Source organism: bacterium (genome assembly GCA_016708025.1).
GTDB lineage: Bacteria > Zixibacteria > MSB-5A5 > GN15 > FEB-12 > FEB-12.
In genome coordinates this window covers 1,036,102-1,056,383 of sequence record JADJGQ010000002.1, presented here as the reverse complement: position 1 = coordinate 1,056,383, position 20,282 = coordinate 1,036,102, and the positions used below count along the sequence as shown (strand labels likewise).

11 protein-coding genes are annotated in these 20,282 nt (G+C 55.1%); all 11 read right to left on the bottom strand.

Features of this window, described 5'->3' with window-relative positions:
- Positions 1–382 precede the first annotated feature (382 nt).
- Positions 383–1,342, bottom strand: coding sequence for a hypothetical protein (locus IPH75_10730; protein MBK7142544.1), 960 nt, complete (start codon positions 1,340–1,342; stop codon positions 383–385).
- 588 nt (positions 1,343–1,930) lie between these two features.
- Positions 1,931–7,483, bottom strand: coding sequence for a hypothetical protein (locus tag IPH75_10725; GenBank protein ID MBK7142543.1), 5,553 nt, complete (start codon positions 7,481–7,483; stop codon positions 1,931–1,933).
- 200 nt (positions 7,484–7,683) lie between these two features.
- A complete protein-coding gene (locus IPH75_10720; GenBank protein ID MBK7142542.1) occupies positions 7,684–8,736 on the bottom strand; it encodes an aspartate/glutamate racemase family protein in 1,053 nt (350 codons plus the stop codon).
- A gap of 422 nt (positions 8,737–9,158) precedes the next feature.
- Positions 9,159–12,272: a hypothetical protein gene (locus tag IPH75_10715; GenBank protein ID MBK7142541.1), complete on the bottom strand. Its 3,114-nt coding sequence runs from the start codon at positions 12,270–12,272 to the stop codon at positions 9,159–9,161.
- A gap of 71 nt (positions 12,273–12,343) precedes the next feature.
- Positions 12,344–13,465, bottom strand: a complete 1,122-nt coding sequence (gene pgsW / locus IPH75_10710) for a poly-gamma-glutamate system protein (GenBank protein MBK7142540.1) — start codon at positions 13,463–13,465, stop codon at positions 12,344–12,346.
- Positions 13,462–13,899 (bottom strand): poly-gamma-glutamate biosynthesis protein PgsC, encoded by a 438-nt coding sequence (pgsC, locus tag IPH75_10705; protein MBK7142539.1) that lies wholly within the window; start codon positions 13,897–13,899, stop codon positions 13,462–13,464. The genes pgsW and pgsC overlap by 4 nt, the downstream gene beginning before the upstream one ends.
- Positions 13,889–15,046 (bottom strand): poly-gamma-glutamate synthase PgsB, encoded by a 1,158-nt coding sequence (pgsB, locus tag IPH75_10700; GenBank protein ID MBK7142538.1) that lies wholly within the window; start codon positions 15,044–15,046, stop codon positions 13,889–13,891. Before pgsB ends, pgsC begins: the two co-directional genes overlap by 11 nt.
- 39 nt (positions 15,047–15,085) lie before the next feature.
- On the bottom strand, positions 15,086–17,011 hold the full coding sequence (locus IPH75_10695) for a gamma-glutamyltransferase family protein (protein ID MBK7142537.1): 1,926 nt from the start codon (positions 17,009–17,011) through the stop codon (positions 15,086–15,088).
- Positions 17,012–17,072: 61 nt separating this feature from the next.
- Positions 17,073–17,636, bottom strand: a complete 564-nt coding sequence (locus tag IPH75_10690; GenBank protein MBK7142536.1) for a hypothetical protein — start codon at positions 17,634–17,636, stop codon at positions 17,073–17,075.
- Between the two features lie 44 nt (positions 17,637–17,680).
- Positions 17,681–18,886, bottom strand: a complete 1,206-nt coding sequence (locus IPH75_10685; GenBank protein MBK7142535.1) for a succinylglutamate desuccinylase/aspartoacylase family protein — start codon at positions 18,884–18,886, stop codon at positions 17,681–17,683.
- A gap of 76 nt (positions 18,887–18,962) precedes the next feature.
- On the bottom strand, positions 18,963–20,249 hold the full coding sequence (locus tag IPH75_10680) for a TRAP transporter large permease (GenBank protein MBK7142534.1): 1,287 nt from the start codon (positions 20,247–20,249) through the stop codon (positions 18,963–18,965).
- Positions 20,250–20,282: the final 33 nt, after the last annotated feature.

Here is a 20,282-nt window from a genome sequence, read left to right as displayed (position 1 = left end):
ACCGATGGTCGACCGCTACGCTGGTCGAGGGACTCTCCCACGGTTCAAAAGTGTAGACCCTCTGAACTACCTCACTTTGGTGCCCGGATACTGCTTCTGCGTACACCGCAAAGTCACTGCGGCGCCTTTCGGCCTGAAAACGGCAGAGCGGACATGCTTTGAGGTGCTCCCCGATCCATGACAGCGCCCCTTGGTCTGAACCAAGCAAGAACAAGTCCAGTTGGACATGGTTGGGGCATGGTGAATTGCGTAAGTTCATGTTAATCGGTCACTTTGTATTGGCGAAGGTTTGCGTTTCACTCGTTTTCCCTCGCCCAGAGTCTTTCCTCATGACTCTACCAATCTATTAGGTGAAATAGACCGGCTTTGCCGAAGATTCGCCTTAGTTTTCTGCAAGAAGCTCCACAAAACGTCGTTTTGCAAATGTCGCCAGATCGTCGAATGCTCGATGGTTCTTCCGGTAGTCTTCTTCCGTTAGCTCAGGGATAGCTCTTTGCAGGTAAGTCACATGATACTCCCGGTCACAGAAGACAACTAGATCGTTCACCAGCAAACAAATTGCCTGAAGGTAGCTGCCGTGGTAGCCGTTAAGTCTGTTCCGATCCTGGAGATTGTCGAGCCGGACTCTGGTCTCTCGAACTACCTTCGTACCGGCTTCTTCTCTCATGAGTCGGCCAGGTGGCGTATCCTTTTCTATCTGAGAACTGGCGTTAATTCCTCTTTCAATCGTTTCTTTCTTCCAACGAGTGATTGCAGCGATCAAATCTGCGACATACACGACTGCCTGGAAATTTTCGCGATTAGCCAACTCGTGCAATACAGCGGCCACCATATCTGGCGTATGTCCTCCCTTGCCGCCAACTTCGTAGATGATGCGCAAGAGATCCTGCCCGTTCCAGGGCGTTCCCCTCTGTCGCAAATCTCTCAATCCATGCATGGTCACCCATGTCGGCCTACCATACTCATTGTAAATACAAACATTTTGATCCGACCGAAGAAGTTGATGGACATAGTGACCCGTTCTTGCGTGAGTCGGATCAAGTTCCGCATTGAGCCGGGAGACCTGACGGCTAATCAGGACACGTGATGCCCTCTCGAAATAGAGGAAGAGTTCTGCATCAGACAGCTCCGAGTGATTCAGTAGCCCGTGTTGGAGCTGTCCTCCGGTCAGGGAATTGGTAAGCTGTTGCCCATATAAAGTGAGGACTATTGCTTCAAAGCTCGTACCCTCTCTTGTGGCCGCTCGCTGAATCCTGCCATTAAGATGCGGACTTCTCCTGCAGACAACTACAATTATATTGAGAAAGTCATTTAGATCCGCAGGCGAAAGCGGCTCGGACATGAACCGCCGCAAGAGCAAACAAATTCGCTGCATTTCGTCCGTTAACATCGCAATTGTGACTTTGGCTATTCTCGACTGGCTTGTCTACAGAATTTCGAACCACTACAATATAGGTTACCAGAACCATTTTGCCAAGCGGGCACTTTGGAGGTCCGACCCGACAATTAGTCTTCAAGTTCTTAAACTAATGGGCCATCAACCCAGCCCTCTGTCTCCCATTTGTCATTGGTAAGACACAAGAGGTTGCACTGTAGATTGACTAATTCAACTAGACGGACATGGACCCACACCGGGTTTATCCAGAATGTGAAATAGGGGAACCCAAACTCTTTTAGGCAAAAAATCACCGGACGTCTCGTTGATCAAGAGGTCAGAACCCGAAGGTCAACGTATGGGAAAGCCTGTAGCCAATTTGGTCGTGCGGGTGGATTGAGTCGAGTCTCTGGCTTATTAGCAGAACGATTGCCTGCGTGCACCGCGACCAAACTGTGCGCCTGGGACAAAACTGATGATTGACCTCAATTTCTCAAAACGAAAGAGGGCGACCGGTTGGTCGCCCTCTGCATTTCCCTGTTCAGATTACATTCGCTATTGGCAGTTCGGAAGAACCGGCCGCGGAGTAACCGTCAGGTATGAGATCAACAGTGAAAGGTCTGAAAGATCCGGGGTCGTGGCGACCGAGCCGTTGACGTTGGCTTCGGCAATACACGGGAGAACCGGACGAGGGGTAACAGTCAGGTAAGAGATCAAGAGTGACAGATCCGAAAGATCGGGGATCTCTAAAGCGCTCTTGTTGACGTTACCGGTGAATCCAATACAGCAGCTCGTGGTCGGACCACCGGCAGTCAACCAGCCCAGGTCCTTCAAGCTGGCGACTGTAATGGTATTGGCGGCGGTATCAAGAGTACCAGTCACCGGCGACCAGGTTGCGCCACTGTCGAGACTGTTATAGAGTGTCAGCGTCGCTTCGGTCAGGCCGTTCAGTTCACGTTCGCTGTAGTGGAATACGATCGCCGCATTCACATTCAGGCGCGTGGTTGGGCGGACTTCGAAATAGCGCAGGATCCCGGGCGCACCGGCGACGGTTTTCGCCGTACCGGTCACACGGACTACCTGCGTACTGCCAGGCGCAGTGCCTGCGGCATTAACCGAAAGACCGAGTCCGCCAAACGTATTCAGTACGCCGGTGGCAACAGTCCGAGTAGTCCCGACACGTCCCTGCACCACCCAGATCGAGTCCTCCAGAATTGTCGCACTCGAACCAAGAGTGGCCGTGAAGCCGTTGGTGTTGAGAATGCTGTCAGCCAGATGGAGCTGTCCATTGACCGTCACATTCGATCCCAGCCGGACTCCCTTGTTCCCCAGAATCGACAGGTTCTGGAGTACGCCAGTCGCCACAGGAAGTTCAGGACCACTGATCACGGAATCAAGTGTGCTGATATATTCGACATTGACCATGCCGTCAAAGGTCGGCGCGGCGGCCAGAGCGCCGGTAGCACGGCGAATAGTCGACAACGCCGCCATATGCAGCACTTTATCGTCACTTGAACCATTGTTGTCAAACGTCCCGCTTGAGAGTGTCATCTGACTATTGACCGTGACATCGTCACTGAGTGTCACGGTCTGATCGGGTGAATACACCGTCAGATTGCGAAGAGTCGACGTATTGACCGGAAGTTCCGGACCGGTCGGCACGGAGGCCAGTGAACTGGTGTAGCGAACATCAACTACTCCGGCAAATACCGGCGCATTGCTGATAGTACCAGTAGCGCGAGAGATTTCGGCACCATTTGCCAGCGTCAGATTGGCTGTCCCGGCACTGTTGTCGATCGATCCCGATGTCAGGCGAAGCATGCTATCGATCTGGATCGTCGAACCGTTTCCAGTGAGCACCAGGGTAGCCGAGTTGTTCACTTCGAGGCTGTCAGCAACTGTCCGATTGGCATTGACCGCCCAGAGCTTCTTCGTGTTGTTTCCGGCAAAGCTGAATTCAACATCGAAATAGCTGGTGTCGATCACCACCTGGTCGGTAGTGGCTGAACTCGGATTGCGCTGATAACGAACCCGTCCATCGTTCACCAGCGTCGGCGGGAAAACGGTGGTGGAAGAGGTCGTTTTGTAAAGTCCGCCGCGGGAGAGAATGACGATGCTGGTATCAAACCAGATCTCGGAGGTTGTCTCCTGCAGCATGATGGCTCCGGAATCGATCGTGATCGTCCCGGGGTTGAACATCGGACCGGATGTGGTGGTGCCAAGTCCAGTGTTGAGATGAAGAGTGCCACCTGCTTTGACGGCAATATTATTGATGCTGATATCCGAAGAGCTGGCATCGATGAATTCCGCTTCACCGTAAATCGTCATCGGGCCGATCGGCGCCGAGCCGGTGTTGGAGCGGATCCAGTGGGAATTAGTGCCATCCTCGAGATGGAATTCTGCACCCGCCTGGACGACTGTCGTCAATTGCTGATCAGCAGTGAAGTTGCCGCTGGAGGTCCAGCGTGATTCAAAATCATCATCAACAGCGAGAATGAAAATGCCGCTGCGGATCTCGAAGCTATGCTGGACGGCGAAACGCATTGCGTTTCCGCCGGTGCGGACAGTGACGCCGGAGTCTTTCGCGATGATCAGGTCGCGGAAGGAGGTCGAACCACCACTGGTAGACCATCCCGCGAGCGTAGCCGGGAGATTACCGGCCAACATCACGTAGGCAGAATCAGCCGACCAGCCAGCTGAAAAGACGTTATGCGTCTCGTTAAAGAGCGTCATATTGCCGTAGATCGTGAGCCGGCTCTTGGCATTCATGTCGATCAGGGCGTCGGCACCGCCAAAAGTCAGGTCTTCACAGAATGCCATCGTATCATCAACCGAGATCGTGTGACCGGACATGATCAACACATCATCGGTCTCTTCCGGTATCGCATTTCCAAGCCAGGTGGTTGGGTTGGTCCAGGAACCGGACTGCGCAGAGATCGCCTGGCCGGTCATCACCAGACCGCTGAGGGTCCAGCGCGAAAATGCGTTGACGCCGGAGAGCGTCACGGTGTTGGCCGCGGTGTCTCTGAGACCTCCGCGAATGCTCCAGGTGTTGCCGCCATCCGATGACGCGTACAGCACGAGCGTGTTCTCGTCGAGCGCGTTGAGTTCGGATTGGTCGTAACGGAAGACCATCGTGGCGCCAAGGCCCGTATTGTTAGTCGGCGAGATATCAAAATAGCGGCCAATGCTCGGATTGCCGTTGACGGTCTGCGGCTGGCCGGTTACACGAGTGACGACAGTAGATCCCGGTGCGCCACCATTCGCCGTGATCTGAAGGCCGATTCCGCCGAAAGTCTCCGCGGTCGACTGGCTCAGGGTCCGAGTGGTGACCAGGTTACCGATGACCGAGTAGCCATTGGATTCTGTGATCGTCGCACCCGGTGCAAGAGTCAGCGTAAAGGAACCGGTATTGAGGTCGCTGCCAGTAATATTGACCGCACCGTTTACCGTAGCGTTACTGCCAAGGGTTACTCCTTTGTCACCGGTGACAGTCAGATTGCGAAGCACGGACGACCCAGCCGGAATCTCCGCACCAGTAGTCACGGTGCTGACCGTACTGATATACTCGACATCAACTACACCATCAAATGACGGCGCAGTGGTCAGATCGGCGGTCGCCCGTCGAATCGCCGCACCATCGGCCATGGTGAGTGAATAGTCGTTGTCGACACCATCATTGTCGAATGTTCCAGCTGAGAGCGTCAGTTCGCGGTTGACGGTTGCATCCGACCCGAGCGACAGGGTCTGCCCGGTCGTAAAAACAGTGAGATCACGCAACACTGAGGATGAACCAGGCATCTCTTCGCCAGTGGTGACCGAGGTCGTCGTACTGGTATACTTCAGATCAACAACGCCTGCGAAAGTCGGCGTATTGGCAATGGTACCGGTGGCACGTGAGATCACGGCGCCATCGGCCATGTTGATTGTCACATTGGCGTTGCTGTTATCAAATGTCCCGGAAGTGAGCCGAAGCGTATTGCCGATCGTCAACACCTGGGGAGTAGTAGCCGCAGGAGCGAAGATCGCATTGTTATTGATGATCAAGCTGTCGGTCACATTCCGGCTTCCAGCCAGCGTCCAGACCTTATTGTGCGGACCATCTGAGAAGCTCATCTCCAGATCGTAGTAATTGACATCAACAACGTTCTGGTTCGTTGAGCTGGCTCTTTGATAGCGCACCTTGCCGTTATTCACAAAGTTCGCCGGAAAAACGGTGGAGCTGCCGGTGGTGCGATAGGTCGCTCCCTGGCTCAGGACCAGGATGGTCGTGTCGAACCAGATATTGGAAGTGGTGGTCGCGTAAATGCTTCCGCCCGCTTCGACCATGATCGAGTCCGGATTGAAGGTCGCACCGTTGGTGGAACTCCAGAGATTGAGTCCCAATTCAAGTGTACCGCCACTCTTGACGGTTATACCGGCCATGCTGATATCGGAAGAACTGCCATCGGCGAACGAGGCGATCCCATAGACGGTCATTGGGCCGATCGGGGCAGATGCGGCTTCGCTGCGAACCCAGTGAGTGCCGGTCGCACCATCGAGCAGACGGAATTCACCATCAGCGTGTACAGTGATCGTGAGATCACGGTTGCCGGTTAGCAAAGCACTGCTGGCCCAGCGGGCTTCCAACTCATCATCGGTGTTGATAATGAACCGGCCGCTGATGATATCAAGGCTGTTCTGGATAGCGAACCGCATATTGGTACCGGCAGTCTGGACTACCGTACCGGAATCCTTCTCGACGATAATATCTCGGAAAGAGGTCGAGCCAGCCGACGTACTCCAGCCGGAAAGAGTTTGAGTCGCCCCGCCGGCGAAGCGAACATACGCGCTGTCGCTGGACCATCCGGCGGAAAAGACGTTATGGGTCTGTGCCGCCAACGCCATATTACCATAAATGGAGAGTGTGCTTTTGGCGTTCAGATCAATATGCGCCGAAGTATCGGCAAACGTAATAGACTGACAGGCCGCATTGCGATCATCGATCGAGATCACATGACCGGACGCGATCAGAACTGAGTCTGATTGGGTCGGAACAACTCCGCCCGCCCAGGTATTCGGATCGGTCCAGGAACCGGACTGCGCAGAAGTCACCACGACATCGGGTGCGAAAGTCAACGCGGCGGCATCGGCCAGCTTGTCCCAGTTGGCTTCGGTGTCGCGAAGTTTATCCCATGCCTGTTCAAGGTGAATGAAGTTACCGGAATTCGCTGTCGCTGCGGTGTTGCAGGGATCAACCGAGCCATTGACCAGACGCCCTTGAAGGTTGTCGCGACCCAGGAAATAAGTATACGCCAGATCAAGATGAGCGATCTTGAATGTCAGGGTATTATCCTGCGCCAGCAGATTGGTGCGAAGTTGCGTCAGGTAACTGCTCGGCGGAGTCAGGGTTGAGCCGTTGCTCATGATGATATCCGGATCATCCGGTCCCCCCTCCCCTTTCGTGTATCCATGGGGCTGAAGGATGATAGCATTCGGCCGGTAAGCCAGGATCTCTTCGGTTGTTACCTGGAAAGTGGCTGTTTCGGCATGTGCCTGATCGCCATTGCGATATGGTTCGGAGGTATCGGCACACGAGGTCGAGGATCCGTCGCAGGGCGAATAGCTGGTGGAATTACATTTGTGGGTTCCGGCGACGCAGAAGATCCAGGCATCGGTCGTCTGGAAAACACGAACTCCCTGGTTTCCCGTATTCCGGTTCTGGAGCGGGTGCGGAGCCTGAATCACCAGCTTCGACCGACTCGGGGTCGGATTAAAAACAAACGCTCCCCAATATTTGTCGGTCGAGGCAGGAGTCCTCTCGAGCAGAAAGTAAACCTGGTCGATCGCCGGTGGGGTGTCGGTGAACTGGACCACCCGGTAATCTATCGTACCGGCGAGAGAGTGGGCGGTACTGTAATTCCCGCTCAACATCGCCTGCACGATCTGTCGCCAGATCTGGCTTTCGGTAGTTGTTGGTTCTGCATACTTGTCGAGATCCGGACCATCTTCGCCTGGGGAAGCGGCGATGATCGAGTCGACATGGCTGGTGAGATCACCAGAGATCATGACCTGGCCGCTAACGCTGGCGCAGAGCATGAACGCCGCCATCAGTATCATTCGGTACATCACAGTGTGAATCCTCCTGCCGGTCTTTCAGCGAGTGCGCGCGCAGCCCGCTGCCGGATTTGATTGCCATTCGCCCGCTGGACAGCAGTCAACCTGCCAGCTCTGAATATCTCTGCGTCGTCCATACCTCCGCCATACAGCCGTAGACGAACCGATCCGGTTCATCCGACTGTCCCCATAGCATGTTCGATCCTGTCTTGTCATTTTGGTCTATATGCAAAAAGTGTTGTGTCGAGCGTGAAATTGCGGAGCGCAGCGGCGGCGGCCGGGGATTCAGACTCCAGCATTCGGGCAATCGCGGCGATATCGTTTGGAGCAACCTTGGCCCGCGAAATTACCTCGACCTCAATAGCCGTGGCGGTTGCGCTAGCGCAATCCGCACCCTCAAATAGTGCATCTGCCATCGCCCGATTCGGATCAATTATGGCGACCGGCTGAGAGGTCAGAGCCGCAAAAGCGCGTTGGAAATGATCGCGCGCATAGCTGTAATGAGTGCAACAGAGCGCCACGGCGAGTTCACCCTGACGGTTGGAATTCCGCCGGCTGAGCGCCTCCTGCGCATACATATCGATCATTGTCTGGACGATATCACTGGATGGATCCGCCTGAATCTCCGTCTCCAATTGCTCGCACCCCTGCACAATGATCCGCGAGGAGCTTATGCCGGCCGCTTCCAATTGTCGTCGATGTGCATTTGATTCTGCCGTGGTGGGAGTGCCGAGAATGACCACGTCGCCGGCGGAATCTGCGGCCATATGCGAGGCGATCAATGACGCGCCCAGATCGACTATCCCGTAAACCGGTACGGACGGATCTGCGGCGAATGCCGTATGCGGATAGACCACAGAGAGTGTGTTGCAGGCGATCAGGATCAGGTCGGGATGATAGCGAAGGACAAAGCCGTCCAAAGCGGCCGAGAAGGTGGTCGCTTTTGCTTCCAGAGTCGCCATCTGATTGTATGTATGATCGTTGTCGGGAAGGGCATTCGCAAAGACCAGCTTGACCCGATCCGCGAGATGACATTGCTGAAGTCGATGCTCGATCGTCGCCAGAACAGACATGCCACCGAGGCCGGAATCAGTGATCAAAACCGTGAGGGTCTTCCGTCCGGAAAGCCCCGCACTCTTGAGTGAATGGCCACTCAGACTGCTGGCGATCAGGTCAGTCATCGAAATCAGGCAAAGCAACAGGCAGGTCACCGCCATGCGGCGGATGAAACTGAAGTCCAATCCAATTGAACGATTCGAGTGCATGACCTCTGCCTTTTTAGCTGTCGAAGGGTCATGGGACATCTGTCAGCGAGACTCCGGGGACTTCCATGTTCGGGGCTGACTGGAGTTTGGAAGTTGCACCATGATCACCAGTTCCACTTGCGAACCTTGTTGGTGAGAATTTCGGTCGCACGCTGAGTGTTGACGGAATTCCTCAAAGATGTTGTACTCAACTGCCGTGCCAAACTAATGAGTGTTGTACGACAATGAGTTAGGTACGCATATCATAGATAATTTAACCCAATTCGGGCTGATTCAGCACACTTCCTCGTGCTTTGTTCGCTCAGTCAAATTCTTGTCGGTGGCACAGCGGTTTTTCGGCTCCTGGAGCCAAAAACTCCCTTCAAAAAGACAGGCCTCGCATCGGCGAGACCTGTGTACTGCTACTATATTTGTCCGATTCTTCACGGGCAATTCGGAAGGACCGGCCGCGGAGTTTGCGTCAAGTACGAGATCAGCAGAGAGAGATCGGACAAGTCAATTGTCCCCGCTGCCGAAACATTTGCCTCCACATCACACGGCAGGATCGGTCGAGGGGTGACCGTCAGGTAAGAGATCAACATCGAAAGATCTGTGAGATCGGGTGACTCTAACGCAGACATATTCACATTGCCGGTGGTGCCGACACAGCAACTCTGACTGGCAAATCCGGCAGTGAACCATCCAAGGTCGGCAAGGTTGGTCACTGTCAGACTATTCGCGGCAGTATCAATCGTGCTTCCCTCAACCAAAGTCCAGGTTGTGCCACTATCGATACTCCGGTATAGCGCCAGACTAGGTTCCAGCAAGCCATTCAACTCACTCGTCGCATAATGCAGAACCAGTGTCGCATTCACTCCCGTCCGGTTAGTCGGTCGAATCTCAAATACGCGGAGTATGCTCGCGCCGCTCGGCAGCGTAACTGCGGAACCGGTGACTCGATCGACTCGCGTGGAGCCGGGGGCTACACCAGTGGCAGTGATCTGAATACCCATTCCGCCAAACGACTCCTGTAAATTCTGGCTGACAGTTCGCGTCGTACGGACTCGTCCCTGTACCACGGTGTCGGTAGTTTCGACCATCGTTGCGGTTGGCGACAACACGATCGTGTTTGCACCGGTGGACAGTCCACCGCTTGTCAGTGCAAGCTGACCATTAACCGTGGCCGTCGCTCCGAGCGACACTATTTGCGTCGGTGAAGCAACAGTCAGATTTCGCAGGGTGGATGCACCAGTCGGCAGTTCCGGACCGGTGGTCACAGCCGCCAGCGAACTGGTATAGCGAAGATCTACCTGTCCTCCGAATTGCGGTGGGTTGGTGATAGTCCCGGTCGCACGAGAGATCAGCGCTCCATTTGCCAACAGAAGGTTGGCGGTGCCGGCGCTGTTGTCGATCGTTCCCGAAGTCATCCGGAGCACATCATTCACTTGAACGTATGAACCGTTGCCGGTCAGTACCAGAGTGGCGGAGTTGTTGGTTTCCAGACTGTCAGACACAGTTCGATTACTGGTGACATTCCAGAGCTTTTTAGTGCCGTTACCCGCAAAGCTGAACTCGATATCGATGTAGTTCGTGTCAATCACCGTCTGGTCGGTGGTCGCACTGGATGGATTGCGCTGGTAGCGAACCCGCCCATTGTTCACCAGTGTCGGAGGAAAGACCGTCGTTGATGACGAGGTTTTGTATACGGCGCCATCGGAGACGATCAGGATTGTCGTATCGAACCAGATATTTGAGGTCGTCTCCTGCAGCAGTGATCCGCCGGAATCTATCGTGATCGTACCGGGGTTGAACATTGGACCGGAAGTCGTGCTTCCCAGGCCGGTGTTCAGATTCAGTTCTCCCCCTGCTTTGATCGTGATGCCGTTAATACTGATATCCGATGAACTGGCATCGATAAGCAGCGCGTCGCCGTAAACAGTCATCGGACCGATCGGCACCGAACCGGTATTGGCGCGAACCCAGTGCGAGCCGGTGCCGTCTTCGAATGAAAACTCGGCTCCCGGCTGAACGGTGATCAGCAGTTGTTGATCGGAGGTGAAATTGCCGGAGGATGCCCATCGTGATTCGAGGTCGTCATCGACAGCAAGCACGAAGCCGCCACTATGGACCTCCAGGCTATGTTGTACCGCAAAGCGCATTCCATTCCCGCCAGTGCGAACGGTGATGCCGGAGTCTTTGGCGATGATCAAATCGCGGAAAGATGTCGACCCGCCGGTGGTAGACCATCCAGAGAGCACGGCCGGGAGATTTCCCGCCAGCATGACATACGCTGAATCGGCAGACCATCCGGCAGAGAAAGCGATATGCGTTTCGCTGAACAGTGTCATGTTGCCATAGATATTCAAGCGGGTTTTGGCATTCAGGTCGATCAGGGCATCATTGCCGCCAAACGACAGGTTTTTGCAGAATGCGAGAGTATCATCGACAGAGATCGTATGTCCGGCGGCGATCAGGACATCATCACCCGGACCAGGCACGGAACCGCCAACCCAGGTATCCGGATCGGTCCAGCTTCCGCTTTGAGTCGTCGCAAAATCCAGCAGCGGCGGGAAAGTGGCGATGATCGCATTGGCCAACTTGTCCCAGTTGGCGCGGGAGTCCCGCAATCCAGAATACTTCTGTTCCAGATGGAGGAATCGACCGGTAGACGACGTTGGTGCGGTGCCGCAGGGGTCCGCCGAACCATTGATCAACCGCCCCTGCGTATTGTCTCTGCCCGTCAATCGATCCCAGTCGAGATCGATATGCGTGATCTTGAAAGTTAGCGATGGATCCTGGATCAACAGGTTATCGCGAAGGTCAAGTAACAGGTCGTTGATCGGCGTATAGCGGGTACCGTTGCTTATGATCAGATCCGGGTCCCCTACTTCCTGAGAAAAACCGTGCGGCTGAACCGCGACAAGATTCGGAATGGCGGTCAGCATCTCTTCGGTAGTGATCTGAAACGTACTCAGCACAACATGGGCCTGATCCGAGTAGCGGTAGGCTTGAGCAGTCTCAGAGCAGACGGAAGTACTGCCACTACAAGTTGAGGCGGTCAATCCATTGCAACGATGCGCGCCGGAGACAAAATAGGCGCGGGCACCCGACTTGCGAAAAGCGTAAAACCCCTCCTGGCCGGTATTCAGGTCGTGCAACGGATGTGGACACTGGATCACCAGCGCCGGCCGATATGGCGCAGGATTAAATACAAACGTGCCCCAGAAGCGGGCTGTCGCGGTCGTCTTGCGTTGAAGGACATAGTACAGCTTGTCCGGAGTCGCCACTGTATCGGTGAATTGACAGATTTCGTAATCAAGAGTCGATGCGGCCGAGTCTGCCACCGAATATGTGCCGGCCAGAATGTTCTGGATGATCACCCGCCAGGTGGCACGCGATGCCGCACCGGGCTGCTGATAAAGACCCGAGGGAGTCTCGCCGGGCATATTGTCGATCAGGCTATCGATATGAAATTCGATATCCCCGCTTCGCGAGGTCTGTCCAAAGAGACAGGCACTGCAAAGCAACAGGAAGATTGTGAGAATTACTGTTCGCATACTTTTCTTCGCCATATGATAAGTTCACTAACTTTCGATGATTAATATCTGTATCGGTCTCATCGGGAGAGTCATCTGCCGATAGCTCCATTTTCTTGTAACATCTTCGATTGTGACTGTGCGGAGTTCGCCCGAACTGTCCGCTTTTGTCTCACTCTATTGCTAACCAGAAGCCCGATCATACCAACAAGTGCGACCGACGGGATGGCCGGATGGATGGTCCTCTGCTGGTAAAGATCAGTCGCCGCTGGAATACTCGGTCCCGGCTCGATCGGTATTCCATATTGCTGCGCCAAAGATTTGATGTTCAGCATGTGAATAAAGGGAGTTTTCTTGTCGGCTAAGTAAGAGATAACCCCTTTGTCGGTATGATCGCAGCCCAGCCAATGCATCTGAAGTCCATTGGGGATGGAGACGGCATCAGCGCATTTACCGATTGCCGCTTCATTTCCTCCGATATTGATCAGCAGGCTGATCTGGGCGTCGCGCAAGAGCTCGATCTTCTTCTGAATCGACTGCTTAAGTGACTCCGGTCGATAGAGTGCTATTCCACATCGAGCACCGGCCTGTTCGAGGAGCAGATATCCCTCTTCCTGAATTCCTTCTCCCCGGTCGTTTTCAGCGCCAAAAGTGACGAGCGAGGAACGATACTTCAGACCGGCCTGCCTTTGAAGCCACTGCTCGAGATCGATCCAGGTTGCATTAGGTTGATTGGCCCCGAACGAGGACGCGCCCAGTGAGCTGATCAGCACTACTTTGCAGTCGACAGTCTGGAGTGCCGCAAGGGTAGCAATCCCCAACGACGGAAAAGAACCGGAGAGGATCACTCCGACCGTGGAGCCGGAGTCGACCTTCGCTTCAGCCATCAGGCGAACAACAAGCGCCGCAAAATCCGGATTAGCGGCTGTCTCCTTGGCATCGAGAGCGCCCAGTGTCGTGGTGATCGGCGTGTAATCATCCCCGATCAGCGCCCGGTAGCGAGTGATCGAGCGGCTGTCCGATTCAATCCTATTCGCCTGTTTGAATTCGGCAACGGCGTCGAACCAGGAAGCACAAAGTGCGGCCGCCTCACGCATTCTGGCGCTGTCGGGATATTCTGTGGTTCGGAATCCCCATGCCTGAATCGCGGCAACAACAGCTATGCCGATTGCCAGCAGGAAAAGCAGTGATCTGGTGGATGCAGGTCTGGTCATGCGAACGACCTCACGGCGAGTATCGCCAGGAAACTGATCACGGTGACAATCCCGAGAGCGGCGATCGTAGAGACAATCCCCTGGCGCGAAGATTCATTGGCCACCAGCCCGGGGATTATGTAGCCGATCGACTGCAAACTGATCTCCGGGTTGACGTGCGGCTGAATCTGAAGTTCGATCAACAACTTGATGCAGAATCCAAGCAACACGGCGAGAAGCAGCCGTCGACGGCCATACAACAACAGGTAACGTGAGGCGAATCCAAGCAGCAACCAGACAACAGCCGCGACCAAAACGGTCATGCCGATCTTCCACGGCTCATACACAAAAAGCGCGCAGTAGGCCGGAGCGATCACGCCGCCGGGTGAAATGTCGGTCAGTTCGTAGAACAGGAAGCCGACCACCAGTCCGATGAAGAAGTACTCAAACAGCATGAGCGACTTCTCCCTGTAAAGCATCGACCAGCAAGTGGCCCTCGCCGCCGATATTCCCCAGACCGATCAGCAGTTGCTCTCTGCCCAGTCCCAGATTCTTCATTTCCGATCGTGCGTCTTTCACCTGGGCGCGTGACCATTGCACGATCGCATGCGAGGGGAACCCGGAACGCTGAAGCGCACGAACCATGTAGGGTGCATGGCTGCCGATCACGATTATGCGATTCAGATTTCGGATAGTAGGCAGATATCCGGCAAATGATCGCGAACGGAGCGGACGGTCCGCGCGGGCATTAAAGATGATCGCCAGATCATCGCTATCCGACTTTTGCTGTCGCCAATATGCAATAAATCGTTCGGCCGATGGAATGTCATTGACCGCAAATCCATTGATAAATCGAACGCCATCGCTTGACAGCGCACTATCCGATGCAACTGTTTCTGTCGCCTCTTTGATGATCGCAGGAAATGAAACAGTCTCAGGAATGCCAGCCTCATTGCAGACGGCAAGGGCCAGGGCAATATTGACGTCAAACGCGCCCTCCGGCACCAGACTCTTAAGCTCTGGCAACAAAGCCGAGACAATGACCAGACGATTGCCCAGTTGTTGGGCACGCTGGTTCAGTGTAGCAACATGCGGTCCCGGAGCAGTAACGATGGTCGAACCACTGACCATAGCTCCGCAGAGCGCGTCGATCTGCAATCCCGGATCATCCGTCAGCTCTTCCTGGTGATCATCCAGAACATTGGTCAGGACATAGATGTGCGGGCGGAATGCCCGGCTCTCGAAGGCCTGCAGATCCGGACGAATTGACATACACTCAAGGACCAGGCAGTCGGCCCGTTCTTTGGCAGAGTGGTGAATCAATGAGATCTGTTCCTGGACCCGTGCGCCGCCACGCCGCTTAATGATCGATTGAGAACCGATGGTATCGACAATCGTCGGACGGACCCCGGTGATTTTGGCGATCGTCTTTTTGCCGGAGGCGCGCAGACCGGCAGCGATATAACGAGTCACGCTCGACTTGCCTCGCGTGCCGTTGACATGCACACGCAAGGCGAGTCGATTGACCCGAGCTCGGACGATCACTGCTTCCAGAATCAGAAGCAAGAGGACCAAAAGAAGTAAATAGACGGGAACCAGCATTGAGGTTCTCTCGTGCGCGCGGAGTGCCGAAAACCGGCGTTAATATCCCAGAGCCACGCCTCCGCGTCGTTTATCCGCCGAACCATAGAACATTCCAGTCACCGGATCGACCAGGATCATCTGGACACCGCCAAAGAAGAGGTCCCGTCCCTCGTACTTTCTCAGTGTGTGTCCCATCCGTTCGAGTTCGTTGCTCACCTGTTCATCGATGCCCCCCTCGAGATACAGGTGTTCCTGGAATTTTTCACAATAGAATCGCGGTGCCCAGTTGGCATCACGTGCATCCATATCAAAATCGATCGCATTGACCAATATTTCTACGACCGTACAGATGATCCGTCCGGCCCCCGGCGAGCCGACCACCATGGCCGGTTTACCGTCGCGCAGCACAAGCGTCGGGCAGATCGAGCTGCGCGGTTGCTTGTTTGGTTGCACCAAATTTGCTTCAGAGGAGAGCGAGAAATTGGACATGCCGCAGTTCATTAACACGCCCGATGCCGTGACGCCGGAACCGAAAAATGTCCCGAGCGTCTGTGTCAGCGCCACCATGTTGCCATCTTTGTCGATCACCGACAAATGGGTCGTGGAGCCGCCACCATCATAGCTGTCGTTGTCGTCAACCTCGGTGGATTCCTCTTTGGTCGTATCTCTGCTCGAATCTGATTTTTGTTTCGGCTGTTTTTTGACAGTCGTGCCGGACTTCTTGCCGCCCCAACTATCAAAGATACTTTCGCCCCAGTCACCGGCGCTGGTTTTGGATTCGTCCATTTCATCATCCCACCCGCGCTTTTTCCCGCCTTGCTTGTCGGAACTAAACTCGGATGAACGCGCATGATCGAAACGGATCGGGTTGCCGGCCTCGGTCAGACGATATTGCTTAGGATCAGCCTTGAACCGGTTGATCGCGTTGAATCGTTCTAGTGCGTATTCCTTCGCGATGATCCCATCGACCGGGACATCGTTAAATCTCGGGTCGCCGAGGTACTGCCATCGATCGGCATACGTCCGGCACATCGTTTCCGCCATCAGATGCAGGGTGGAAGCGGACTTGCTGAAATGCCCCATCGCCGTCAGGTTTTCGTTTTCGAGGATGTTCAGCGACTGGATGACAGACATCCCGGACTGCGGCGCACCGGTTGAGATGATCTGGTATCCACGGTACGAGCCCTGCACCGGCTTATTCAGTTCTGCGGAGAATGTGGCAAGATCCTCCATCGTCAGCGCCCCACCAAGCGAGGTGACTCGCTCGACGATCGCTTTGGCGATCTCCCCTTCATAAAATCCGGCTCTCCCCTTCTCCGCGACTGCGCGAAGGACTTTCGCCAATTCCGGTTGACGGAGTGTATCCCCTTCCATTTTGGGGAAACCGTCAATCAGGAAAGTCAGCGCGGTGGCGGTGTCAAGACGAAGCATCTCAACATTGTCGAGGATCAATTGGGCAAGTGTGCCATCGATCGGAAATCCCTGTTCAGCATAGCGAATAGCCGGCGCGATCACCTGCGCGAGCGGCAATTTGCCGAAACGTTCCTGCGCGAGGCAAAGTCCTGCCACTGTCCCCGGAACGAGGATCGACTTCGCTGTCGTCCGGTCATTGTCGGGATCGTACTTGATCTTTTCGATAGTACTCGAAGACTGGTGGTAATAATTGACGTTGTAGGAAGCCTTGGTGTCTGCGAGATAGATGACCATGCTGCCGCCGCCGCCAAGTCCGGAGCCATCCGGCTCAACCACACCGATCGCAAAAGCCGACGCGACCGCAGCATCAACGGCATTGCCGCCTTGCTTGAGTATCTCCAGCCCGGCTTCTGAAGCGAGCGGGTGAGCGGTGGCTACCATCCCATTGCTCCCGGATGCCGCCGGCCCCGGCTCGACCTGCGCAAGGATAGCGCTCGACAGGCAGAACGCCATGAGCAGGACAGTGACCAGGAGAGCCGGTCGCATATTGGCTGATCGTATCTGTTTCATTTCTCACTCCAGCTCGGTCGGGATGACTCGCGCACGCGGGTTCGCTCCGGACACCAGTTTCCTACTTCTTGAACAGTTCGCCCAACGGCGCGCCTGCCTCGGCGATCTTCGTCACGACCGTGATCGATGCCTTTTTAGCGGTTGCAATATTGGTGAAAAACTTGTCTTCGTCACCTTGTGCCACTACGACCATATGGCCCGAGGCATCGGCTGACGCTTTGCAGAAGTCATCGGATTGTCCGCCGCGACGGGCTGTGCCACCGATATGGACTGTGACCACCGGAACCTTTTTGTCGGTTGCGGCTTTCAGCAATGCGACAACGCGATCCATTTCATCCTTCTGGCTGACACCGGCCGCGCCCAATCCTTTCGAGGAGAAGCCCGGGACAATGATCAACGTTTTGATCCCTTCGAGATCAGCCGGTTTGGCCATTTCAACGATCTTCGCATCCAGCTTCTGTTGCTTGGCCAGCATTCCGACCAGTTTGACATCTGCGCTTTGACCGGCAGAGGTGATCAGGATCGGCTGTTCCAGAGCAGACTTGCTCTCTTCCTGGGCTGATACAGCCAGTCCGCACAACACCAGTCCTGTCAGAATGACCAGGCTACCGAGTATCTTTTTCATCGTATACCTCATAATAAAGAACATTCACACAACTTCTACACTTCTCAGTGAAGATAATGGCCAATGCCATTGGACATCACTTCATCATAGGACGGCAAACCGTCAATCACAATTGATTTGTCCGGGTACATGTCGGAGTAGGCGCCCAGGATCGACTGGAAGCCCTGGAGGTGACGACCGACGCGCAATTCCAGCGGTTCACCCTCCGGCAGATATTCAATTCGCAGCGCCCCGGATTCCAGCGCCCGTTTATATTCTTCACTGACTCCCGTGAGGATCAACTGCTCATCCGTTTTTCCGCGCAGTCTCCCCTGGATAGGATTGCTGGTCTCCATCAGGAACGGCATCACCTCGGTGCGATCACCCCATTCCCGGTGGCTCAGTCCGCGGAAGCTCTCCGGCGAAAGCTCCGGCGAATAGCGCAGATCGGCCATCTCCAGATTCATGACAGCCATGAGTGCAACGTCTTCCCCTTTCGGGTGATAAACGATCGCATTGATGATCGGGATCTCAGGCGCTGCTTCGTGCAGATCGAACGCGACATCTACCTTCTCCTGCTGGATCAACTGCATGATAGCGTAGCCGACTCGCTCGGTGAATGTCCCATCCGGTCGCCCAGGATAGGAACGATTGAGATTGCGCGATTCGAACCCGGATAGTTGCTGGCCGGACGGATAGTGGAGATAGACCAGGGGATCGGGCCACTGGTCAAGCGGATTGGAGACGCGTGAGCCAAAGCGGAATTTGCGCGGACCGGATTGTCCCTGGATCGAAAACGAAGAAGGACATCCCTCAAACGGATCAGTACAACTGAAACCACTGGCACACGCCTGGGGAATCACCAACAGTCTGCCGGAGGTTACCGTCGCGTTTTCTGTGACCAGGGTCGCGGTGACATAGCCGGAAGGTTCATTGGGGTGTGTCCCACCTAACAGCAGCACGGTTGCGCCCGGCCTTCCGCTTTCGAAGAAATAGATCGGCGTATCGCCGGAGGTCCCCTTCAGGTTCGCGAAATAATCACTCAACATCCCGATGCGAGACAAGCTTTCGGCGGGGCGGATCAGGTCCGGCTCCCTCTGCGCCAGGAAATCAAACGATGCCGCCGTTGCCAGCACTGCGGCGCAGAGCAGGAAGAACACGGCGGATAAGATCTGCTTCCGGGTGATCGGCGATCCGCTGGTCACTTGATCAGCAGGACCCGTAACACGAACGGAATCAGAATCATCGCGTACGCGGCTTGTCGTTTCCATGAGCGCTCCGAAAATATCTCTGTCAGAATGACCACAATCAAATAGACGATGATCGCTATATGTATCCAAAACAACATCAGTATGTCCCCCGACTGACCAGATCCATAACGGCGGCGATCTTCTCAGCGAAGATCACGATCAACAGGCCGACCGTTGCGGCCGCGGCCATCGGAATCAAACTCTGCTTCAGAATGGCGAATGGATTCTTCTCGCCGACGATCTGACCGGCATAGGCGCAGAGAAGCGTAGGGGGGGGCATCAGATCGCCCAGGGCAGCCATCAACGCCAGACCGGCGGTCACGACGATCGCATTCTTTGCCACGAAAACAAAGACCAGCGGTACGCCGATCACCGAGGCAGATGCGTAGGCTGATCCCATGAACGGCATGATCAGCACCGCCAGATACTTGAACTGCTCGGGAAGGTAGAGTGCGCTGGTCGCCAGATATCCGCGCACGCCGGTCAAGGTCATGATCTGAAGGAACATCCCCACTCCCACCAGAATTGCCATGACCGGCATGGCGGAACGAATCCCCTCACGGGAGACGGTCAGGAAATTGAATTTCTTGCCGGTGCCAAATGCGGTCAAGGCGCCGACCATAAATGCGAGCGGAACCCCAAGGTGCGGTATTTTGGCGGGAAAGATCCGTTCGATCACCAGATAACCGACCACGACAACCAGCGGAATAAACAGCTTCCACCCATACTGTGCGTACACCGGCTGGGTAAGCTGAGCCAGTACAGTCTTGATATCAAAATCCTTTAGGTAGCGGTAGCGATAGAAGATCGCCAGGGCGATCGCGAGCGGGAAAGTTGCCAGCATCAGCGGGATCTCGAATCCGATATAGGGCATATCCACGCCGCCGCCGATGATCATGACGGGAATGCAAATAGGCGGGGCAACTTCGCCGAGGACCGCCGCCATGGCGATGAGCGAACCAACCGCAATGCGAGGCATCCCCATCGCGAGCAGACCCGGCGCCACCAGAGCACCCGTGGTCAAAATGCAGGCCGACGACAATCCAGTGAGCATCCCTGGGAACATGACGAAGAATGTGACGACGATCATCAGAAGCGTCGGCCAGCGATAGAGTGATTTGATCAATCCATAGTTGATCGTTCCGAGCGCTCCGGTTGCAGCGACCACCCGCATATAGACCATCGCCGTCGCAATGATCAATATCGCTTCGAGAAAGCCGAATGACCCTTCAACCAGATGCCGGACCGGAAGTCCTTCTCCTCCCACCAACCCACCGACCACTGCTCCCAGCATGAGTGAGATCCCGGCGGGGAGCTTAAAGGCAAAGACCCCGATGGCAAATGTCGCCAGCATCGACAGCAATATGATCAGCTCAAAACTCACTCGGGGTCTTTCTCCGTTTATTCTCGCTCAGTC

Coding starts and splice junctions, on each gene's coding strand:
- pgsB (MBK7142538.1), bottom strand. CDS start 15,046: ATGCTGGTTCCCGTCTATTTACTTCTTTTGGTCCTCTTGCTTCTGATT.
- IPH75_10730 (MBK7142544.1), bottom strand. CDS start 1,342: ATGTCCGAGCCGCTTTCGCCTGCGGATCTAAATGACTTTCTCAATATA.
- IPH75_10695 (MBK7142537.1), bottom strand. CDS start 17,011: ATGAAACAGATACGATCAGCCAATATGCGACCGGCTCTCCTGGTCACT.
- IPH75_10720 (MBK7142542.1), bottom strand. CDS start 8,736: ATGCACTCGAATCGTTCAATTGGATTGGACTTCAGTTTCATCCGCCGC.
- IPH75_10690 (MBK7142536.1), bottom strand. CDS start 17,636: ATGAAAAAGATACTCGGTAGCCTGGTCATTCTGACAGGACTGGTGTTG.
- pgsC (MBK7142539.1), bottom strand. CDS start 13,899: ATGCTGTTTGAGTACTTCTTCATCGGACTGGTGGTCGGCTTCCTGTTC.
- IPH75_10715 (MBK7142541.1), bottom strand. CDS start 12,272: ATGCGAACAGTAATTCTCACAATCTTCCTGTTGCTTTGCAGTGCCTGT.
- IPH75_10685 (MBK7142535.1), bottom strand. CDS start 18,886: ATGGAAACGACAAGCCGCGTACGCGATGATTCTGATTCCGTTCGTGTT.
- IPH75_10725 (MBK7142543.1), bottom strand. CDS start 7,483: ATGTACCGAATGATACTGATGGCGGCGTTCATGCTCTGCGCCAGCGTT.
- pgsW (MBK7142540.1), bottom strand. CDS start 13,465: ATGACCAGACCTGCATCCACCAGATCACTGCTTTTCCTGCTGGCAATC.